Origin of the sequence: Nibrella viscosa, from assembly GCF_039541875.1 — a bacterium.
Lineage (GTDB): Bacteria > Bacteroidota > Bacteroidia > Cytophagales > Spirosomataceae > Nibrella > Nibrella viscosa.
In genome coordinates this window covers 1-18,368 of sequence record NZ_BAABHB010000007.1, presented here as the reverse complement: position 1 = coordinate 18,368, position 18,368 = coordinate 1, and the positions used below count along the sequence as shown (strand labels likewise).

Sequence of the window (18,368 nt, the reverse complement as noted above, 5' to 3'; positions counted from 1 at the left end):
TACGTGCCTTGCAGTTGGAGAGTGCAAAAATAGAATAAAAAAAGCACTACAGGAGCCGAAGTGATATTCGGCTTGCCTGTAGTGCGTTAGAAAGACCAAAACTAATTTATTCGTCCGCTAAAACCATCGACCGCACCGCCGGGGCAAACGAAGACTTAATGTCGGCGCTTGACGTGTTATCTTTCAGGTAGTTATAGTGCGTAATGATCATGAGCCGGGCCACGGTAGAACTGGTATTAATCTGCCGGGTCTGAATAAACTGCTTTAATTCAGTGCCGAACTCCTGTTCCATTTGAGGCCATAGCTCCTGCTCGAAATAATCGAGGTCGGTAAACGTATCGTTAGTGAACACGTAGTAATTAAAACTGTCATAATCTTTGACCAGTTCCGTGTCGTCGGCGTACATCGCCGGTTTCGCAATCTTGATCGGGTCGCGTCCGTGCCGGAGCCGGCGGTATACCGTGTAGGAGCCACTCGTAAACTCTTCCAGAAACAACTTCCGATGCAGGGTCGACTTAATCGGGTAGTCAACCGATGCAAATTTCCGTAGGGCATTCTGACCATTGTCGAAGTATATGAAATGATCCACCTGAAAAGCCGAATAGGCTTTAATCGTTCCGCTGGGCAGCCGAAGCTGCACAATCTCCGCTTTCCAATTGTAATTGATATCACCCGTTACTACGGCGCCGTTTTTCAGTACAATCTTGCCATTGCTCCAGTTGCCCGGATTAGCTGCTGTTTTTCCTAAGGTAATCAGACAGACAACGATTACCACTAACCACTTTTTCATACCCGCTCGATGTATTTGTTGTTTACAATACTCTTCCTTCGAACAGGTTAAGGGAAATCTACCAAACCAGGTGAAAAAAATATGCCACTCCGGCAACTGATTTTGGGAATCAACGGACTTATTACCAGAAATTGTATTTTTTTAAGGCAAGTGTTGATCTCCGCTTTAAAACACTACCAGCAAATCAGTGCCTTAAAATTGTTTGGTAGTACGCTAAATTTACAGGAGATTGATTTCGGGATAAATTGAGGAGCCTATTCCTCATCTTGTGGAAAGGTGGTTACGCCGGCAACTGCCTACAGGTGACACGGTAAAAGGTATGAACATCGGATCAAAAGCCCCTAAGCTGTTGGATACTAAGGTAGTCTTAAGCTCTAACTTGCGTTGGTGGAAGCCGCTTTTGCCTTAATACCGGCCTGACTCAATTCGCCGATCTGCCGTATGCCATCCAGCGTCAAAGAGGGAATAATATCGATAAATTCGTCCCGCAGCGTGGGGATGGCGGCCGACAAACCACCCGTTGCTACAGCAATGCAGTCGCCGTTTAGCTCTGCCCGGGTGCGTTGGATTAAAAAGCGGATGAGGCCTTCGTAGCCCAGCACTACGCCAACCTGGATGGCCTGGGTTGTGTTGGTGCCCAGCGCGGAGGCAGGGAGTTCAATGGGCACTTCGGGGAGTTGGGCGGTATCGGTAAACAGGGAGTGAATGGCCGTACGCAGGCCCGGTGCAATCGAGACGCCCACGATCCGTCCGTTGCCCGTTACAACGGTAAAGGAGAGGGCAGTGCCAAAATCAACCACCACACAGTTGCGCCGGTAGCGGCTGTAGGCCGCGAGCGCGTTGGCCACCAGATCGGTGCCGATTTCATAGGGGCGCAGCACCTCCAGCGGCAGATATGGGTATACCGCCGGGCCGACCACAATGGGCTCCGGGGCAAAAAGAACCTGCAATACACTTTGGATAGTGGGCGTGAGCGGGGGCACTACGCTGCTGAGCACGGTAGTGATTACGGCATCGGGCCTGACATTAGCTTCCAGCAGCCAGAGCCGCAGCTGGGTGGCGTAATGCGTGGCCGGTTTGTCGGCCAGCGACGGGGTACGCCAGACATGCCGCCAGGTGCCGTCGGCATACAGGCCAAAAACAATGTCGGAGTTCCCGATGTCTGTCGCTAAGAGCAAGGAAATGAAGAGTTAAGAGTTAAGACGGGGCCGCCCGGCGATTTCGTACTTGGTTGGCAATGGTGCTGCGGCAAAGGTAACACGTTTTTGGTCGTGTTGCGGGTGTTATCAGCGACGAAAGCTGTCGGCAACGAATTTTAGGGCGTCGGGAAGGCCGGTGCGCCAGTACGACCAGGTATGCGCTCCGTCGCGAACGCGGTACTCGTGCGGTATTTGGCGTTCGAGCAGCGACAGGTGCAGCAGGGCATTGGCCGCCGACAGAAAATCATCGTCGCCACAGTCCAGATACCACCGTACTTTTTTCAGGTCCCCCTCCGGGGCCGAGCGGGCCAGCGTAAGTGGGCTGTTGCGTTTCCAGTGGGCGGTGAGCCGGTCCTGTCCCTTAACGGGTCCGCTCAGCAGCGGGGCCCACCGGGTGTTGTAGGTAGCCTCATCCATCGTGGTCATGGTTTCGTCGGTAAACACGGCCGCGCTCAGGGCGGCACAGGCGCCAAATAACTCTGGGTGGTGCATGGCCAGCAGCAGTGAACCGTGACCGCCCATGGACAAGCCCGAGATGGCCCGGTAGTCGCGTTTGGTGCGGGTGCGGTAGGTAGAGTCGACATGCGGGATCAGCTCCTGCACAAACATGTCTTCATAGCGTACCTTGTTCTGGTAGTCGTTCATGTACCAGGTAAGGCCGGCATCGGGCATGACCACGATCATGGGCGGCAGTTCGCCGGATTTGATATTCTCATCGATGATCCGGTCGGCCTCCCCGAACTGAACCCAGGCCGTTTCATCGTCGGTATACCCGTGCAGCAGGTACACAACCGGATAGCGCCGGTTGGAGGTGTAATAATCGGGCGGCAGGTAGATGGAGTATCGTATGGCCCGGTTCAGCAGCGTGCTGCCTACGCGCATGCCTTCCAGCAGCCGGGCCTGCGGGGCCGGCACTACGGGTACCGGGGTATTGGCGGGCGCTTCCGTCAGGGCATTCCGGCGACGCGACTGCGCTGAGGCCGGTAAGCAAAGGAATCCACAAAGCAGCAAGAGAAAAAAACGTTGAATAGCCATAGCGTTAACAATGAACTCCGTGGGTTTACAAAGAGACGAAATGGCCACTAAATTCGCGGCCGGAAGAAATGATGACCTTAGTTTATCGTTACCAAAGTGTACTTAACCAGAAACTTCATGAACCGACGCATACTGATGCTGCTCCTCAGCGGGAGTGTCCTGCCCGTTTTGGCGCAGCAGCCCAGTGCCGGCCTGCCCGATTGGGAAAACCCCGCCGTTATCAGCCGCAACACCGAAAAGCCCCACGCCATCGCGCTGCCGTATGCGACCGAACAGCAGGCCCTGACCCACGACCCTACAGCCTCGCCTTTTGTGAAACGGCTCAACGGCACCTGGAAATTCCGGTGGGTGCAGCATCCGAGCCGCGTACCGGGCGATTTTTTCCAGCCGGGTATCAACGACCAGACCTGGGATGATCTGCCCGTTCCGTCCAACTGGCAGGTAGTCGGCGCCCGCGAAGGCCGCTCCTATGACCGCCCTGTTTTCACGAACATCAAACACCCGTTTCCGGCACAGCCACCCCGTATTGTAACGGATACCAACGCCGTTGGATTGTATCGGACCCGATTTACTGTGCCCGCCAACTGGGATGGCCGCGAACTCTACCTCCATTTTGCCGGGGTGCAATCGGCCTGCTACGTATACCTGAACGGGCAACGCATCGGCTACCACGAAGATGGCATGACGCCCGCCGAATTTCGCATCACGGAAGCGGCCAGGCCGGGTGAGAATCTGCTGGCGGTGCAGGTAATCAACTGGTCGGACGGCAGCTACCTCGAAGACCAGGATTTCTGGCGTATCTCGGGCATTTACCGGGATGTTCTGCTGTACAGTACCCCCAAACTGCACCTGCGCGACTTCTTCGTGATTACCGACCTCGATGAGCAATACCAGCATGCGACCCTAAAATTAACCGCCAACGTCCGGAACCTCACGGGTTTGCCCCGGCCGTCGTACCAACTGAAAGTTACGCTCTACGATCCGAAACGGCAGGTACTCTTTACCGAAACCATCCGCTCCGCCGACGGCACCGGCACCGATGAGGAACGGCTTCACCGGCTGTCCAACGCCATAACGGCGCCGGCGCTGTGGAGTGCCGAGACACCTACCCTCTATACCCTGACCATACAGCTTATCGGATCCGACGATCAGGTGCTGGAGGCTATCAGCCGGCGGATCGGTTTTCGGGAGGTGACGCTGGCCGACGGGCAACTGCTGATCAACGGTAAGGCCGTCACTTTTAAGGGTGTGAACCGACATGAGTTCGACCCCGCTACGGGCCGGGTTATCAGCCGCGAGTCTATGATTCAGGATATCCGGTTAATGAAGCAGCACAACATTAACGCCGTCCGGACCTCCCACTACCCCAACGATCCACTCTGGTACGACCTCTGCGATGAATTTGGTCTGTATGTGGTCGATGAAGCCAATATTGAGAGTCACGAACTCTGGTATAAGAACGTGCTGCTGGCCGATATGCCCGAATGGCGCGACGCGTTTATTGCCCGTGGCCGGGCAATGGTGGAGCGGGACAAAAATCACGCGTCGGTGGTGATCTGGTCGCTGGGCAACGAAACCAGCATGGGGCAGAACTTCACCGACATGGCCAATATCATACAGCTGATCGACCCTACCCGGCCGATCCATTACGAAGGCCGGAAAGACTACAAGCCCACCACTCTGAGCAGTTTCGATATTATCTCGACCATGTACCCGTCGGTGAACGATATGATCCGGCTGATGGAGAAAGACCCGGCCCGGCCCCTGATTGTGTGTGAGTACGCCCACGCGATGGGCAATAGCGTGGGCAACCTGAAAGCGTACTGGGCCGCTATTGACAAGTACCCGCGCATGCAGGGCGGCTTTATCTGGGACTGGGTCGATCAGGGTTTGCGTCTGCGTACGCCCGAAGGGAAAGAATACACGGACCACATCAATTCCATCGACGGGGCCAATGCCGGCGATGGGCTGGTGAACCCCGACCGCACTCCCCAGCCGGAGCTAAACGAGGTGAAGCAGGTATACCAGTCCATCAAACTATCGGTGCCGGCCCCGCTGTCGGCGCAGCAGAACAGGCTGGCGGTAAAAAACAGCTACAACTTCCAGACGCTGGAGCCGTTCCGGCTCGACTGGTCGCTGCTGCGGAACGGCGAGGTAGTTGCGCAGGGGGCGGAGGCTAACCTGACGGCAAAACCGGGCCAGACGCAGTTGCTGACGTTACCGTACCGCCTGCCCGATCCGGCCGATCCGGGCAGTGAGTATTACCTGATGGTGAGCCTGAAGCTAAAGCAGGAAACACCCTGGGCACCGGCCGGGCATGAGGTGGCGTTCGGTCAGTTTCCGGTGAAGGTGAACGCAGCCACGATGCCGGTCATGGGCATGAGCAGCCTGCCCGCCCTGAAGGTGACCCCGTCGGCCGGCGGGGCTACCGTGCAGGGAATGAACTTTACACTGGTGTTCAGCAAAGCCGCCGGCAGTCTCAAAAGCTGGACCTACAAAGGCAGAAAAGTACTGGAGCAGGGGCCACAGCCCAGTCTGTGGCGGGTGCCGACCGATAACGACGAAGGTGGAGGCAGCCGCTCGTTTGCAGCCCGCTGGCGCGATGCCGGTCTGGATACAGCCCAGGCCCGTCCGCTTGAGTTTACTATTGAGTCGACCCGGCCGCAGATGGTCCGAATCCGGTGTATCAATGAAATCCCCGCCAAAGAGGGCCGGCTGCTGCAGCAGACCGATTATGTTGTATACGGAACCGGCGATGTGTTTGTGACCACCACCTATACCCCCGAAGGAACGCTGCCTGCGCTGGCCAGGGTGGGTATGCAGTTTCAGTTGCCCAAACTCTTCACCGATCTGAACTGGTATGGCCGGGGGCCTTTTGAAAGCTACTGGGACCGGAAAGATGCCGCCCTCATCGGTCGGTACAAGAGTAAAGTGGCCGATCAGTATTTTCCGTACACGATGGCCCAGGAAAACGGCAACAAAACCGATGTGCGGTGGATGCAGATCGCCGATCCGTCGGGCTACGGGCTGCTCATTATCGGTGATCCTGTTGTGAACGTTAACGTCCGGGATTATACGGATGCCGCCCTGCTAAAGGCAAAGAACCCCGCTACGCAGGAACTGGAGCGGGGCTCGGTAACGGTGGTCAACGTCGATTTTCAGCAGATGGGCCTCGGCGGTGACGATAGCTGGAGCCCGCGTACCCATCCGGAATACCTGCTGCCCGGCAACAAATCCTACAGCTACTCGTTCCGGCTGCGGCCGGTAGATGCCCGGACCGATATTGCTACTATGGTGAGCCTGCCGCTGCCGATGGTTAGGTAGGGTGCCAGGATAAAAATCAGAATTTAAACGCCAGATCAAGGCCCAGCAGGTTGTTCTTCGAAACCAGGCCGGTACCCCGCGCCACGTCGATCAGGCCGCGCTGGTAGGTAAGGCCCATGTTGAGGGCGTTGGTGTTGTTCAGCTTGTACTGGATGCCGGCACCCACCAGCATGCCCAGGTCGGCAAAGCCATACTGCCGGCGTTTGCCGCTGCTTTCGGCGTATCGGTACAGGCCGTCGGTGGTTTCGTTGAGCGGTTTTTCCGACAGCTTCACATCGGCCACTCCTCCGCACTGCACGTACAGCCGCACTTGCGGAGCAATGTTGTTGGCAAACATTTTGACCGTGAGGGGAACCTGTACGTATTGCAGGTTATAGACCGACCGCTGCATCGGCGCACTCGGGTCCCAGCGGGGCTGCCCAAACGAACCCGGCATCACATAGCCCGACCGTTTGATGGTGTACCACAGGCCTGTACTGAAGGAGTACCGGTTCTTGTAGAAAAAGTAATCCAGCGAGGGGCCTACACTAAGGCGTACGCCAACACCGTTGTCGGTAAAGCTCTGGTAGGTACCCTGGCCCTGAACGGTGTTGAACGAGACAATAGGGGCAACCCGAAAGCTCATTTCAATCAGGTGACTCGGCTGCGAATAGTCCGGGTAGATATCGGCGTCGGCCGGGCTGCTATTGTTCTTTCCGTATTTGGAACGTTCATATTCGGCCCGTTCTTTCTGCGCCTGTTTCTTCTTTTTACGACCTTTGACCGGCTTTTCGTCGGTTGGGTCAGCAATGAAGTCGGTTCGGTTGGCCCTTACGGCGAGCGTGGGGGCGTACAGCCGGGGCTGCGAAACAGGGCGGGATTGGGCATGGATCGATCCGGTGCCGATTAACGAGAAAATCAGGCAGGCGGCTGCAACTTTTTTCATGATTTTGGACGTTTTCAAGAATGAAAACAGGTAAACGGATGAATGACAGGATTTCCCCGAAATGGCTCCTGGTTTGGGGACTTTTTTGTATTGTGTTATTGAACTCCTGCGATAAACGCGAAGAGGTAACGCTGCAGCGGCTCGATCAGCAACTCTTTTCCGGCAAATCACGCGAAAGCATCCGGGCGTTTCTCGACCAGCACCCCGACGTGGCCCGATTGTATTTTAGCTCGAAGGATGCCGGTAAGGATACTGCGTTGGTGAATGAGCTTTATACCCGGATAAACGACCGTGAACTGAACGTATTGTATCAGCAGGTGCAGACTGAGTTTTCGGAGGCCAAAGAACTGCAAAATCAGCTTTCAGAAGCGTTTACCAATATTAAGAAAGAATTTCCGGACTTCAAGGTGCCCCGCGTTGCTACGTTAGTAACCGGTTTTATGGGGCCGGATTTTGTCGTCTCCGACAGCCTTATCGTTATTGGATTAGATTACTTTGCCGGCCCCAGCGCCAAATACCGCCCGCAGGGTCCCGATTTTCCCCAGTACATCCTGCGTCGCTACCAGAAAGACTTCCTGGTACCGGCCATTGTCTTTGCCCTTTCCCATTCGTTCAACGCGACCGACCGAACCGATCAGACGCTGCTGGCCGATATGATCTACTACGGCAAAGGGTACGTTTTTACCAAAACCATGCTGCCCGAAACGCCCGATAGTCTCATCATCGGCTATACCGATCAGCAACTGACGAGTACTTATGCCGCGCAGGATCTGGTCTGGGCGCACTTTATCGACGAACAATTGTTATACCAGACGAGCCCGGCCATTAAGCAGCGTTACACCAACGAGCGACCCTTTACGGCCGAAATCGGTCCCAGAGCCCCCGGTGCCATTGGGCGGTGGCTGGGCTGGCGAATTGTGGGTAGATACCATGACGAGCACCCATCGGTTTCTATTAAAGACCTGATGGCGAATACCAATGCCCGCCAGATTTTTCAGGAGTCAGGGTATAAAGGGCAACCAGATGACGATTAATTTTGTATTGACGTAAACAGATAGAATGGCAAAACGAGGACGGAGCTTCGGCGAGGAGGCCGCTCCAGACGATAAAAAACGGGTTAGTAAAGACAGCCTCAAAAAGGCCCTGCGGATTTTCCGGTTTGTGAAGCCGTACCGGGCCTCTTTCGCACTGGGTTTTCTGTTCCTGATCCTGTCGACGGCTACCACGCTCAGCTTTGGTAAGCTTATCGGCGAAATTACGAGCGTTATCGAAGGGCGTTCGGCGTATTCGCTCAACCAGGTGGTCGGGTTCTTTGTGCTGATCCTGGTGGTGCAGGCTATTTTCTCCTTCTTCCGCATCTACTTTTTTGCCCAGGTCAGCGAGCGGTCTATGGCCGATGTACGCCGGGCCGTATACGGCAAGATTATTACGCTGCCGGTATTCTTTTTTGAGCAGCGCCGGGTGGGCGAACTTACCAGCCGCATTTCATCAGACGTTACCCAGCTCCAGGATGTGCTCTCGATCACGCTGGCAGAATTTTTCCGGCAGGTAGCTACGCTCACCGTCGGCACGGCCATCATCTTTTACCTATCCTGGAAGCTTACCTTCTTTATGCTGGCGACGTTTCCGCTAATGATCGTTTCGGCTATTTTCTTCGGCCGGTTTATCCGGAAGCTGTCGAAGAAGGCGCAGGACGAACTGGCCAACGCCAACGTGGTGGTCGAAGAAACCCTGCAATCGGTAAACGTGGTGAAGGCGTTTACCAACGAGCGGCTGGAGATCAACCGGTACTCCCTGGCCCTGCAGAAGGTAGTCAATAACTCGCTGCGGGCGGCTAAGTTCCGGGGCGTCTTTGTGTCGTTTATCATTTTCGCGCTCTTTGGCGGTATCGTCGGCGTGGTCTGGTACGGGGGTAATCTGGTGCTCAGCGGTGAGATGCCCTTTTCCGACCTGCTGACGTTTATTATCTATACGATGTTTATCGGCGGCTCCGTGGGTGGTCTGGGCGACCTGTACGCTCAGGTGCAGAAGACCATCGGGGCCTCGGAGCGGATTCTGGAAATTCTGGAAGAGCAGCCCGAAGTAGATGTGGTGAGCGAGCCGAGTGCCCTGCCGGTGCCCGTTGACGGGCAGATCGCCTTCCGCAACCTGCGGTTCTCGTACCCCTCACGGCCGGATATCGAGGTGCTGAAAGGCATCTCGCTGGACGTAGCCGCCGGGCAGAAGATCGCCCTGGTGGGGCAAAGCGGAGCCGGTAAGTCGACCATCGTGCAGTTACTGATGCGCTATTATCCGGTGGAGACCGGCAGCATCCTGGTCGACGGCCGGAACATTCAGGAGTTCAACGTCACGAATCTGCGGCAGAACATCGCCGTGGTTCCGCAGGAGGTGATGCTGTTTGGTGGTAGTATCAAGGAAAACATCGCCTACGGGAAACCGGGCGCGTCGGATGCCGACATTCTGGAAGCCGCCCGGCGGGCCAATGCCCTGGAATTTATCCGGTCGTTCCCCGAAGGATTCGATACGCTGGTGGGCGAGCGGGGGGTCAAGCTATCGGGTGGTCAGCGGCAGCGCATTGCCATTGCCCGCGCTATCCTGAAAGACCCGGCTATTCTGATCCTCGACGAGGCAACCAGTTCGCTCGATGCCGAATCGGAACGGCTGGTGCAGGGCGCCCTGGACGAACTGATGAAGAACCGGACGACCATCATTATTGCCCACCGTCTGGCCACGATCCGGAAGGTCGATACCATTTACGTGATCCGCGAGGGACAAATCGCCGAATCGGGTACGCACGAGGAATTAGCAGCCCTCGGCGAGGGATTGTACGCGAATTTGGTTAAATTACAGTTTGAAACAACGGAGTAGTGGATAATCAATAGTCGTTAGTCATTAGTAAGAAATGGCGTAATCACTAACGACTATTGACTATCTACTATCGACTTAACCCATGACTGCCACTCAGACATTACGCGATTTTTCGCTACGGCATACCAGCAACCGGCAGGAGGTACTGGACCTGTTTCTGCAGACGGATCATGCCCTGTCGCACAGCGATATTGAAAACGGACTTGGCCCCGACCATGACCGCGTCACCATTTACCGGACGCTGAAAACCTTTCTGGAAAAAGGCATCCTCCACAAAGTCCTCGACGACGAAGGCGGCACCAAATACGCCCTCTGCCGCACCACCTGCGCTCAGAACGACCACCACCACGACCACGTACATTTCAAATGTGAGCAGTGCGGCCAGACCACCTGCCTGGATGACGTCATCATCCCCGCCCTCAGCCTGCCCAGCGGCTACCGGCGCAAAGAAATAAACCTGCTGGTCCAGGGCGTCTGCTCAGAGTGCAATCAGTAAGGCCAATCAATACATGAACATGGCAACCAGTGTCTGGCAGACAGTCTGGCAAACATCGGTCTCTAACGTACCTACTCGTTTGACTAATCGGGATTTGTCAACAGCACGGGTCTGATCGAGTGCTACCTGGCCATCCTGATTTATAAACCGGCAGTTGACCCGCGTTGGATACTGTTTGCGGGTGCTGGTCATTGGTGCTACCAATACGGTATTAAGCCTGCGATTAATCTCATCCGGAGAAACAATCAGGCAGGGACGCGTCTTCGCAATCTCACTCCCCTGCGTTGGATCTAAGGATACCAGCCATACCTCAAAGCGATGTACTACCAACTCCATTCTGTATCATCAAAGGAGTTAGGTATTCCCTCAAAAAAATCAGCTTCCGGTTCATCACCTCGCTCAAGAGCCTGCCGGAAAGCATCATCCCAACCGGCACGCGGATGAGGCTGCACCGGCCGGAGTACCAGCGCCCCTTCCGTTACCTCAATATCAACCACTCCTTCAATACCAACTTGCTGAAGGAGCGGCCGGGGTAACAAAATACCTTGTGAATTGCCTATTTTGCGAATGGGTTGCTGCATCGAAAAAATATATCTGGTTATAACAAAGGTATAACAATTTGCCAGACAAACAATCCCTACTTTTTGCGTACTTTGCGCCCTCTTTGCGCCTTTGCGGTTATGACACCAGCCAATCTCTTCATCCAACGCCAGCACCAATTTGCCCAACAGCAGCAAGCCGCCCAGCGCCGGTACAACCAACTCGCCATTATCCGCCTAAGCTGGTTTGTTATCGCCGTCGCCCTCGTCTGGTGGCTGGGCAGCACCGGCCAAACCACCTGGGCGTTTGTCGTTGCCGGCCTGGGTCTGACCGGCTTTCTGTACCTGCTGAAAAAACACCAGGCCGTCCGGCGCGAGCGCGACTATGCCGGCCACCTGCAGTTTATCAACCAGGACGAAGCCGCCCGGCTGGAGCGCAAATACCTGCGCAACGAAACCGGTGCCCAGTTTGGCAACCCGCTGCACCCGTATTCGGCTGATCTTGACGTATTTGGCCCTCATTCGCTCTTCCGGCTGCTGAACCGAACCCATACGTATATTGGTGAGCGTACCCTGGCTCAGTGGTTGCAGCAACCTGCTCCGCCCCAGACCATTCGCTTCCGCCAGCAGGCCGTAGCCGAACTGGCCCCCCAACTCGACTGGCGGCAGGCGTTTGAAGCGGCCGCTTACCTTAGCACCGGTGCCGGTCAGGCGCCCGAGCCGCTGCTGGCCTGGGCTGGGGAGCCGGTACCCCCGCTCCCTGGCTACCTGAAGGTGGTGCGCTGGGTATTGCCGGTATTTACGGTTGGGTTGATCGGTCTCTGGCTGACGGGCATGGTCCCTGGCGTGGCCGTACTGGGTTCCCTGTTTGTGCATGGCCTGGTGCTGAGCCAAACGACCAAACGGACGCAGGCCGTCAGCGAGCAGACGTTTGAGATGGTGCAGGCCCTGGATACCTACCGCGATATGCTGCGGCTCATCGAAAACCGGTCGGCGGAGGCCGTGCAGTGGCGGCAGATCCGGCGCCACCTGACGGCCGACGGGGAACCCGCGTCGGCGGCCATTCGTCAACTGCACCGGCTGACCGATAACCTGAACTTTCGCCGAAATCCTTACTTCTACCTCTTTTTCGGCGTGCTGACCCTCTGGGATGTGCAGTACCTGATCGGCCTCGACCGCTGGCGGCAGCGGCACGGCCGGCACCTGCCGCAATGGCTTGACGCCCTGGCCGAGGCCGAAGCCCTCAATAGCCTGGCCGGCCTGGCCTTTGCCCACCCCGACTATGCCGTTCCCGACATCCGCGACACCGGTGTTGTGCTGGACGCCAGAGAGGCTGCACACCCGCTGATTACACCCGCAAAGGCCGTAGCCAATTCCTTAGCGCTGACCGGCTCGGGACAGACCATCCTGATTACCGGCTCCAATATGTCGGGCAAAAGTACGTTTCTGCGCACGCTGGGGGCCAATGTGGTGCTGGCGCTGGCCGGGTCGGTGGTTTGTGCCGAGGCCTTTGCCTGCTCGCCCCTGCGGGTGTTTACCAGTATGCGCACCCAGGACTCGCTGGAAGAAAGCACCTCGTCCTTCTACGCCGAACTCAAACGCCTGCAAACGCTCATTCAGCTCACCAGCCAGACCGACAGCCTGCCGGTGCTGTACTTCCTCGACGAAATCCTGAAAGGCACCAACTCCGCCGACCGCCACCGCGGGGCCGAAGCGCTGATCCGGCAGCTGCACCGCACGCCGGCATCCGGGTTTGTCTCCACACACGATCTGGAACTGGGGCAGGTAGGGGAGCAGGTCGACTTCATCACCAACTACCACTTTCAGTCTGACCTCCACCAGGGTGAGCTGGTGTTTGATTACCGCCTGCGGACGGGTATCTGCCAAAGCTTCAACGCCAGCCAGTTGATGCAGGCTATTGGTATTCAGATGTAACCGGCTAGAACCTGAGCATTTTTGCTTATATGAAAATAACAGATGTTACTATTAATATATTTAAGACTATTATTTGCTCGTATTTTATTCTTTTTAGTTGAAATAGAAAAAAACTTTTGAGCGAACGGTCATTTTTATGAAGTGGCTTGATATATTCAATTAAAAAAAAATTAAATATACATTAAAACGAAATTAACTGACTTTCGGCGGCTATATTTGGTCACTCATTTTCGGGTAAAACTGCCTAATTCGGTACCACCTTTTAAAATAATACGTTTCTTTGACCCGGCAGAACGTCTCTTATCATATACCTGTCGTACACTTATCATCTTAATGAGTATGGAAAAAAACTACTTTTCTCTTTCCCCTGTATTACCGTCCGTGAACCCGGTTCCCGGCGGTTATCTCCATACGCATCCGGCGTAACAGTTTCCGCAAAACAGATTCATCTCACACGCAGACGGTGATACCCGGTTGGGTCTCTGGGCAGCGTATTTTCCGGTTCACGGTTCCTGGTAATCATGTGCTTCCGAAAAAATACCTCCTCATAAGATACTTTACTGGGTTGCTATCGTCTAACCCTGTACTCAAATGGTTGCCTATAGTCAAAACGTTCACTTAATAATTAGCTCTATGCTGAAATATTACCTGCTCAGGGTCCCCTGGCTCTTATCCTTTTTCGTCTTGCTCGGCATGGGCAATGCGTACAGCCAAAAAGTTACCGTAACATCTGTATCACCGGGCGCAATCTGCGCCGGTAGCCAGATAGAGGTATGCTTTACGTTTACAACAGCTAATAACCAGGCATTGAGTCCCGGTACGGTATTTCAGATAACGCAGCTAGATGGAAGCGGAAAGTGTGGGGTGGGAGCCAACCCTGGCTCTTTCACGGTAACACAGGCCCAGGCGGCCAAAACAACTAAAGCGTACTGCTATACATACACTTATCCGCTCAACGGTCCCACCGGCTCCCGTCGGATCAACGTTTCGGCTGGCTCTACACAAGGGTCTGCCAATGACTGTTCCAATCCGTTTACGGTAAACGCCGTGAGTATTGCGGCTACCAACAATGGGCCGCTGTCTTGTACGACTCAACCGGTGGTTACCCTTTCGCTAACCACGGCGCCCGTCAACGGCACTAATTACACCTGGACTGGTCCGAACGGTTTTCTGGTCGGAGGGCATACGGCAAACACAACGCAGCCGGGTACCTATACGCTAACGGCTACCAGTCCGGGCTGTACAGCTACTGCCACTACCACGGTTCTGGGGAATGTAACTCCTCCCCAAAATGTAACGCTTGGTGCTAACCGCCCTATTTCCTGTACGGCGGCAACGGCTACCTTAACGGCCGGTAGTAGCACGACTGGTGTAACGTATAGTTTTGCCGGACCCGGTGTGCAAACCACCAGCGGGAATACGGCTATCGTTAATCAACCCGGTACTTATACCGTAACAGCAAACTCTAACGGATGTACTACCACGGCCACGACTATCGTGGGCGATAATCGTACTCCGCCGGCCAATGTGTCTGCCTTTAATAACGGCCCTTTAACCTGTACCACCACTTCAGTAACGCTGACGGCCTCCAGTACTACTTCTGGCGTAACCTACCAGTGGAGTAACGGCGCAACCGGGGCATCTACGGTAGTAAGTACCGCCGGTACCTATACGGTAATCGCAACCGGATCGAATGGCTGTACGGCTACCGCTACTACCACGGTTATCGGCAACACGTCTGCTCCGCAGAACGTAAGTCTGGCTGTAAACGGTCCAATTACCTGTGCCAGTCCTACTGCTACGCTGACAGCCTCAAGCAGTACCACCGGTGTTACCTTTAGTTTTGCCGGGCCTGGTATTTTATCAACCAGCAGCAATACGGCTACGGTCAATCAACCCGGTACTTATACGGTAACGGCCACCAGCCAAAGCGGTTGTACGGCCACGGCAACCACCACGGTAATCAGTAACACGGCAGTACCGGCCGGAGTAAGTCTGGTATCCAGTGGTACCCTCACCTGCGCCGTGACTAGCGTCACCTTGACAGCCGGCAGCAGCACTGCGGGTGTGACCTATAGTTTTGTGGGGCCGAATGGTGCGGTAGCCTCTACCGGTAATACGGCGGTTGTCAGTACGGCTGGTACCTATACAGTGACAGCAACCGGCACCAATGGCTGTACGGCCGTAGCGACAACTACTGTAGCATCAAACACCGATCCCGCTACAATCAACAGCTTTGTATCCAGCGGCACCTTAACCTGTGCCGTAACAAGTGTCACGCTGACGGTAAGCAGCCCTAATACGGGCGCTAATTTTATTTTTGCCGGCCCCGGTGTAGTAAGTAGTTCCGGTATGACAGCGGTGGTGAACCAGCCGGGTACTTACACAGTAACAGTTACTCGTCCAAACGGCTGTACGGCCACGGCAACCACCACGGTAATCAGCAACACGGCTGTACCGGCCGGTGTCACGCTGACCAGCAGCAACAATGGTAACCTGACCTGTGAGCGGACCAGCCTTACCTTGACTGCCAGTAGCACCACGCCAGGGGTGACCTATAGCTTTACAGGTCCTAACGGAGCCGTAGCTTCCAGTGGCAACACGGCCACGGTGAGTGCAGCGGGCACCTATACCGTAACGGTCACGGGTACTAACGGCTGCTCTGCCATAGCTACCACAACGGTAACCTCCAACACGGCAACTGCCAACATCACCAGCTTCACCAGCAGTGGCACGCTAACCTGTGCTCAGACCAGCGTCACACTGACGGTGGCCTACACCAACGCTGGACAAAATGCGGACATCGTGTTTACAGGACCGAATGGGGTGGTTGCCTCTACGGGTAACACGGCGGTGGTAAGTGCAGCGGGTACTTACACGGTGACCATCACCCGCAACAACGGTTGTTCGACTTCATCTACCACAACAGTACAGAGCAATACGACAGTACCAGCCAGTGTGGTACTCAACAACAACGGACCACTGACCTGTGACCAGACCAGCGTCTCCTTGACGGCGGGCAGCAGTACCCCGGGTGTGACCTACAGCTTTGCAGGGCCAAACGGGGCCGTCGCATCGCTCGGTAACACGGCGGTGGTGAGTGCAGCGGGTACCTATACGGTTACGGCCACCGGCAGCAACGGTTGTACGGCAACGGCAACCACCACGGTAATTAGTAACACGGCAGTACCGGCTGAGGTAACGCTGGCTGCAAGTGGCACCTTGACCTGTAACCAGACCAGCGTCACCTTGACGGCGGGCAGCAGCACCGGTGGGGTGACCTACAGCTTTGTAGGACCTAACGGAGCAGTAGCATCAACCGGCAACACGGCGGTAGTGAGTGCCGCGGGTACCTATACAGTTACGGCCACCGGCAGCAACGGCTGTACGGCCACGGCAACCACCACGGTAATCAGCAACACGGCTGTACCGGCCGGTGTCACGCTGACCAGCAGCAACAATGGTAACCTGACCTGTGAGCGGACCAGCCTTACCTTGACTGCCAGTAGCACCACGCCAGGGGTGACCTATAGCTTTACAGGTCCTAACGGAGCCGTAGCTTCCAGTGGCAACACGGCCACGGTGAGTGCAGCGGGCACCTATACCGTAACGGTCACGGGTACTAACGGCTGCTCTGCCATAGCTACCACAACGGTAACCTCCAACACGGCAACTGCCAACATCACCAGCTTCACCAGCAGTGGCACGCTAACCTGTGCTCAGACCAGCGTCACACTGACGGTGGCCTACACCAACGCTGGACAAAATGCGGACATCGTGTTTACAGGACCGAATGGGGTGGTTGCCTCTACGGGTAACACGGCGGTGGTAAGTGCAGCGGGTACTTACACGGTGACCATCACCCGCAACAACGGTTGTTCGACTTCATCTACCACAACAGTACAGAGCAATACGACAGTACCGAATGCGACTATTGTCGCTTCTGTAACTGCCTTAAATTGTACTACTACGTCGACTACACTGACAGCTTCCGGAGGCACTGGCTATAGCTGGAGTCCAGGCGGAGCTACAACGGCAGCCATAACGGTTTTCCCCACAACAGCGACTACGTATTCAGTTGTAGTAACCGGGGTTAACGGTTGTACGGCTGTAGCAAGTCAGACTATTGAAGTGGATCAGGTGGCTCCAACAGTTTCGGCGAGCATTACACAATCAATTCAATGCTACAGCGGTACCGGCGAGATAACAGTAACAGCAACCGATGGAACAGCCCCCTATACAGGAACAGGTACATTTGGTGGTTTAACAGCGGGTACATATAGCTATACTGTAACAGGGGCTAATGGCTGCTCAACAACTACTTCGATTACCTTGACGCAGCCTACAGCGGTAACGGCCACGGCCACGGTGAGCACCTCCATCGCCTGCTTCGGCGGTCAGGGCAGTGTCAGCGTAGTAGGCACGGGCGGCACAGCACCTTACCAGGTGACGGGCCAGACCACGGGCTTAACGGCGGGCACTTACAGCTTTACAGTGACTGACGCCAACGGCTGTGCGGCTACAACGGAGATCACTCTGACGCAGCCTACAGCGGTAACGGCCACGGCCACGGTGAGCACCTCCATCGCCTGCTTCGGCGGTCAGGGCAGTGTGAACGTGGTAGGCACGGGCGGCACAGCACCTTACCAGGTGACGGGCCAGACCACAGGTCTGGTAGCGGGCACCTACAGCTTCACGGTGACTGACGCCAACGGGTGTGCGGCCACAACGGAGATCACTCTGACGCAGCCTACAGCGGTAACGGCCACGGCCACGGTGAGCACCTCCATCGCCTGCTTCGGCGGTCAGGGCAGTGTCAGCGTAGTAGGCACGGGCGGCACAGCACCTTACCAGGTGACGGGCCAGACCACGGGCTTAACGGCGGGCACTTACAGCTTTACAGTGACGGATGCCAACGGCTGTGCGGCCACAACGGAGATCACTCTGACGCAGCCTACAGCGGTAACGGCCACGGCCACGGTGAGCACCTCCATCGCCTGCTTCGGCGGTCAGGGCAGTGTGAACGTGGTAGGCACGGGCGGCACGGCACCTTACCAGGTGACGGGCCAGACCACAGGTCTGGTAGCAGGCACCTATAGCTTCACGGTGACTGACGCCAACGGCTGTACAGCTACAACGGAGATCACTCTGACGCAGCCTACAGCGGTAACGGCCACGGCCACGGTGAGCACCTCCATCGCCTGCTTCGGCGGTCAGGGCAGTGTCAGCGTAGTAGGCACAGGCGGCACAGCACCTT

Annotated in this window: 12 protein-coding genes; 6 read left to right on the top strand and 6 right to left on the bottom strand. The window is 55.9% G+C overall.

Features of this window, described 5'->3' with window-relative positions:
* Positions 1-106: 106 nt before the first annotated feature.
* The 3 genes from ABD931_RS17305 to ABD931_RS17295 all read right to left on the bottom strand — a co-directional run bounded on the left by ABD931_RS17305 (position 107) and on the right by ABD931_RS17295 (position 3,024).
* Complete coding sequence (locus tag ABD931_RS17305; RefSeq protein ID WP_345269095.1) at positions 107-790, bottom strand: hypothetical protein; 684 nt, start codon at positions 788-790, stop codon at positions 107-109.
* A 374-nt stretch (positions 791-1,164) separates the two neighbouring features.
* Positions 1,165-1,968: a type III pantothenate kinase gene (locus ABD931_RS17300; RefSeq protein ID WP_345269094.1), complete on the bottom strand. Its 804-nt coding sequence runs from the start codon at positions 1,966-1,968 to the stop codon at positions 1,165-1,167.
* A 108-nt stretch (positions 1,969-2,076) separates the two neighbouring features.
* The gene (locus tag ABD931_RS17295) at positions 2,077-3,024 is read right to left on the bottom strand and encodes an alpha/beta hydrolase (RefSeq protein ID WP_345269092.1); all 948 of its coding nucleotides are present in this window, start codon (positions 3,022-3,024) and stop codon (positions 2,077-2,079) included.
* Between the two features lie 117 nt (positions 3,025-3,141).
* Between ABD931_RS17295 and lacZ the strand changes: the two genes are divergently transcribed.
* Positions 3,142-6,348 carry a beta-galactosidase, LacZ type gene (lacZ, locus tag ABD931_RS17290; protein ID WP_345269091.1) on the top strand — a complete coding sequence of 1,069 codons (3,207 nt, stop codon included), beginning with the start codon at positions 3,142-3,144 and terminating at the stop codon, positions 6,346-6,348.
* Positions 6,349-6,364: 16 nt separating this feature from the next.
* Here the strand turns inward: lacZ and ABD931_RS17285 are convergent, their stop codons facing one another.
* Positions 6,365-7,273: a porin family protein gene (locus tag ABD931_RS17285; protein WP_345269090.1), complete on the bottom strand. Its 909-nt coding sequence runs from the start codon at positions 7,271-7,273 to the stop codon at positions 6,365-6,367.
* Positions 7,274-7,311: 38 nt separating this feature from the next.
* Here ABD931_RS17285 and gldB point away from each other — a divergent pair, with 38 nt between their 5' ends.
* The 3 genes from gldB (at position 7,312) to ABD931_RS17270 (ending at position 10,637) form a co-directional block, all read left to right on the top strand.
* A complete protein-coding gene (gene gldB, locus ABD931_RS17280) occupies positions 7,312-8,307 on the top strand; it encodes a gliding motility lipoprotein GldB (RefSeq protein ID WP_345269089.1) in 996 nt (331 codons plus the stop codon).
* A gap of 25 nt (positions 8,308-8,332) precedes the next feature.
* Complete coding sequence (locus ABD931_RS17275; protein ID WP_345269087.1) at positions 8,333-10,141, top strand: ABC transporter ATP-binding protein; 1,809 nt, start codon at positions 8,333-8,335, stop codon at positions 10,139-10,141.
* Positions 10,142-10,223: 82 nt separating this feature from the next.
* A complete protein-coding gene (locus tag ABD931_RS17270; protein WP_345269086.1) occupies positions 10,224-10,637 on the top strand; it encodes a Fur family transcriptional regulator in 414 nt (137 codons plus the stop codon).
* Between the two features lie 6 nt (positions 10,638-10,643).
* Here ABD931_RS17270 and ABD931_RS17265 read toward each other — a convergent pair whose 3' ends face one another.
* A complete protein-coding gene (locus ABD931_RS17265; RefSeq protein WP_345269085.1) occupies positions 10,644-10,973 on the bottom strand; it encodes a type II toxin-antitoxin system PemK/MazF family toxin in 330 nt (109 codons plus the stop codon).
* The gene (locus ABD931_RS17260) at positions 10,961-11,218 is read right to left on the bottom strand and encodes an AbrB/MazE/SpoVT family DNA-binding domain-containing protein (RefSeq protein ID WP_345269084.1); all 258 of its coding nucleotides are present in this window, start codon (positions 11,216-11,218) and stop codon (positions 10,961-10,963) included. Before ABD931_RS17260 ends, ABD931_RS17265 begins: the two co-directional genes overlap by 13 nt.
* Before the next feature lie 99 nt (positions 11,219-11,317).
* Between ABD931_RS17260 and ABD931_RS17255 the strand changes: the two genes are divergently transcribed.
* Together ABD931_RS17255 and ABD931_RS17250 are read left to right on the top strand one after the other, a co-directional pair.
* Entirely contained in the window at positions 11,318-13,111 is a 1,794-nt protein-coding gene (locus ABD931_RS17255; RefSeq protein WP_345269082.1) for a MutS-related protein, read from the top strand.
* Positions 13,112-13,744: 633 nt separating this feature from the next.
* Positions 13,745-18,368 (top strand): beta strand repeat-containing protein (locus tag ABD931_RS17250; protein ID WP_370469328.1); only part of this gene is annotated, 4,624 nt, incomplete at its 3' end.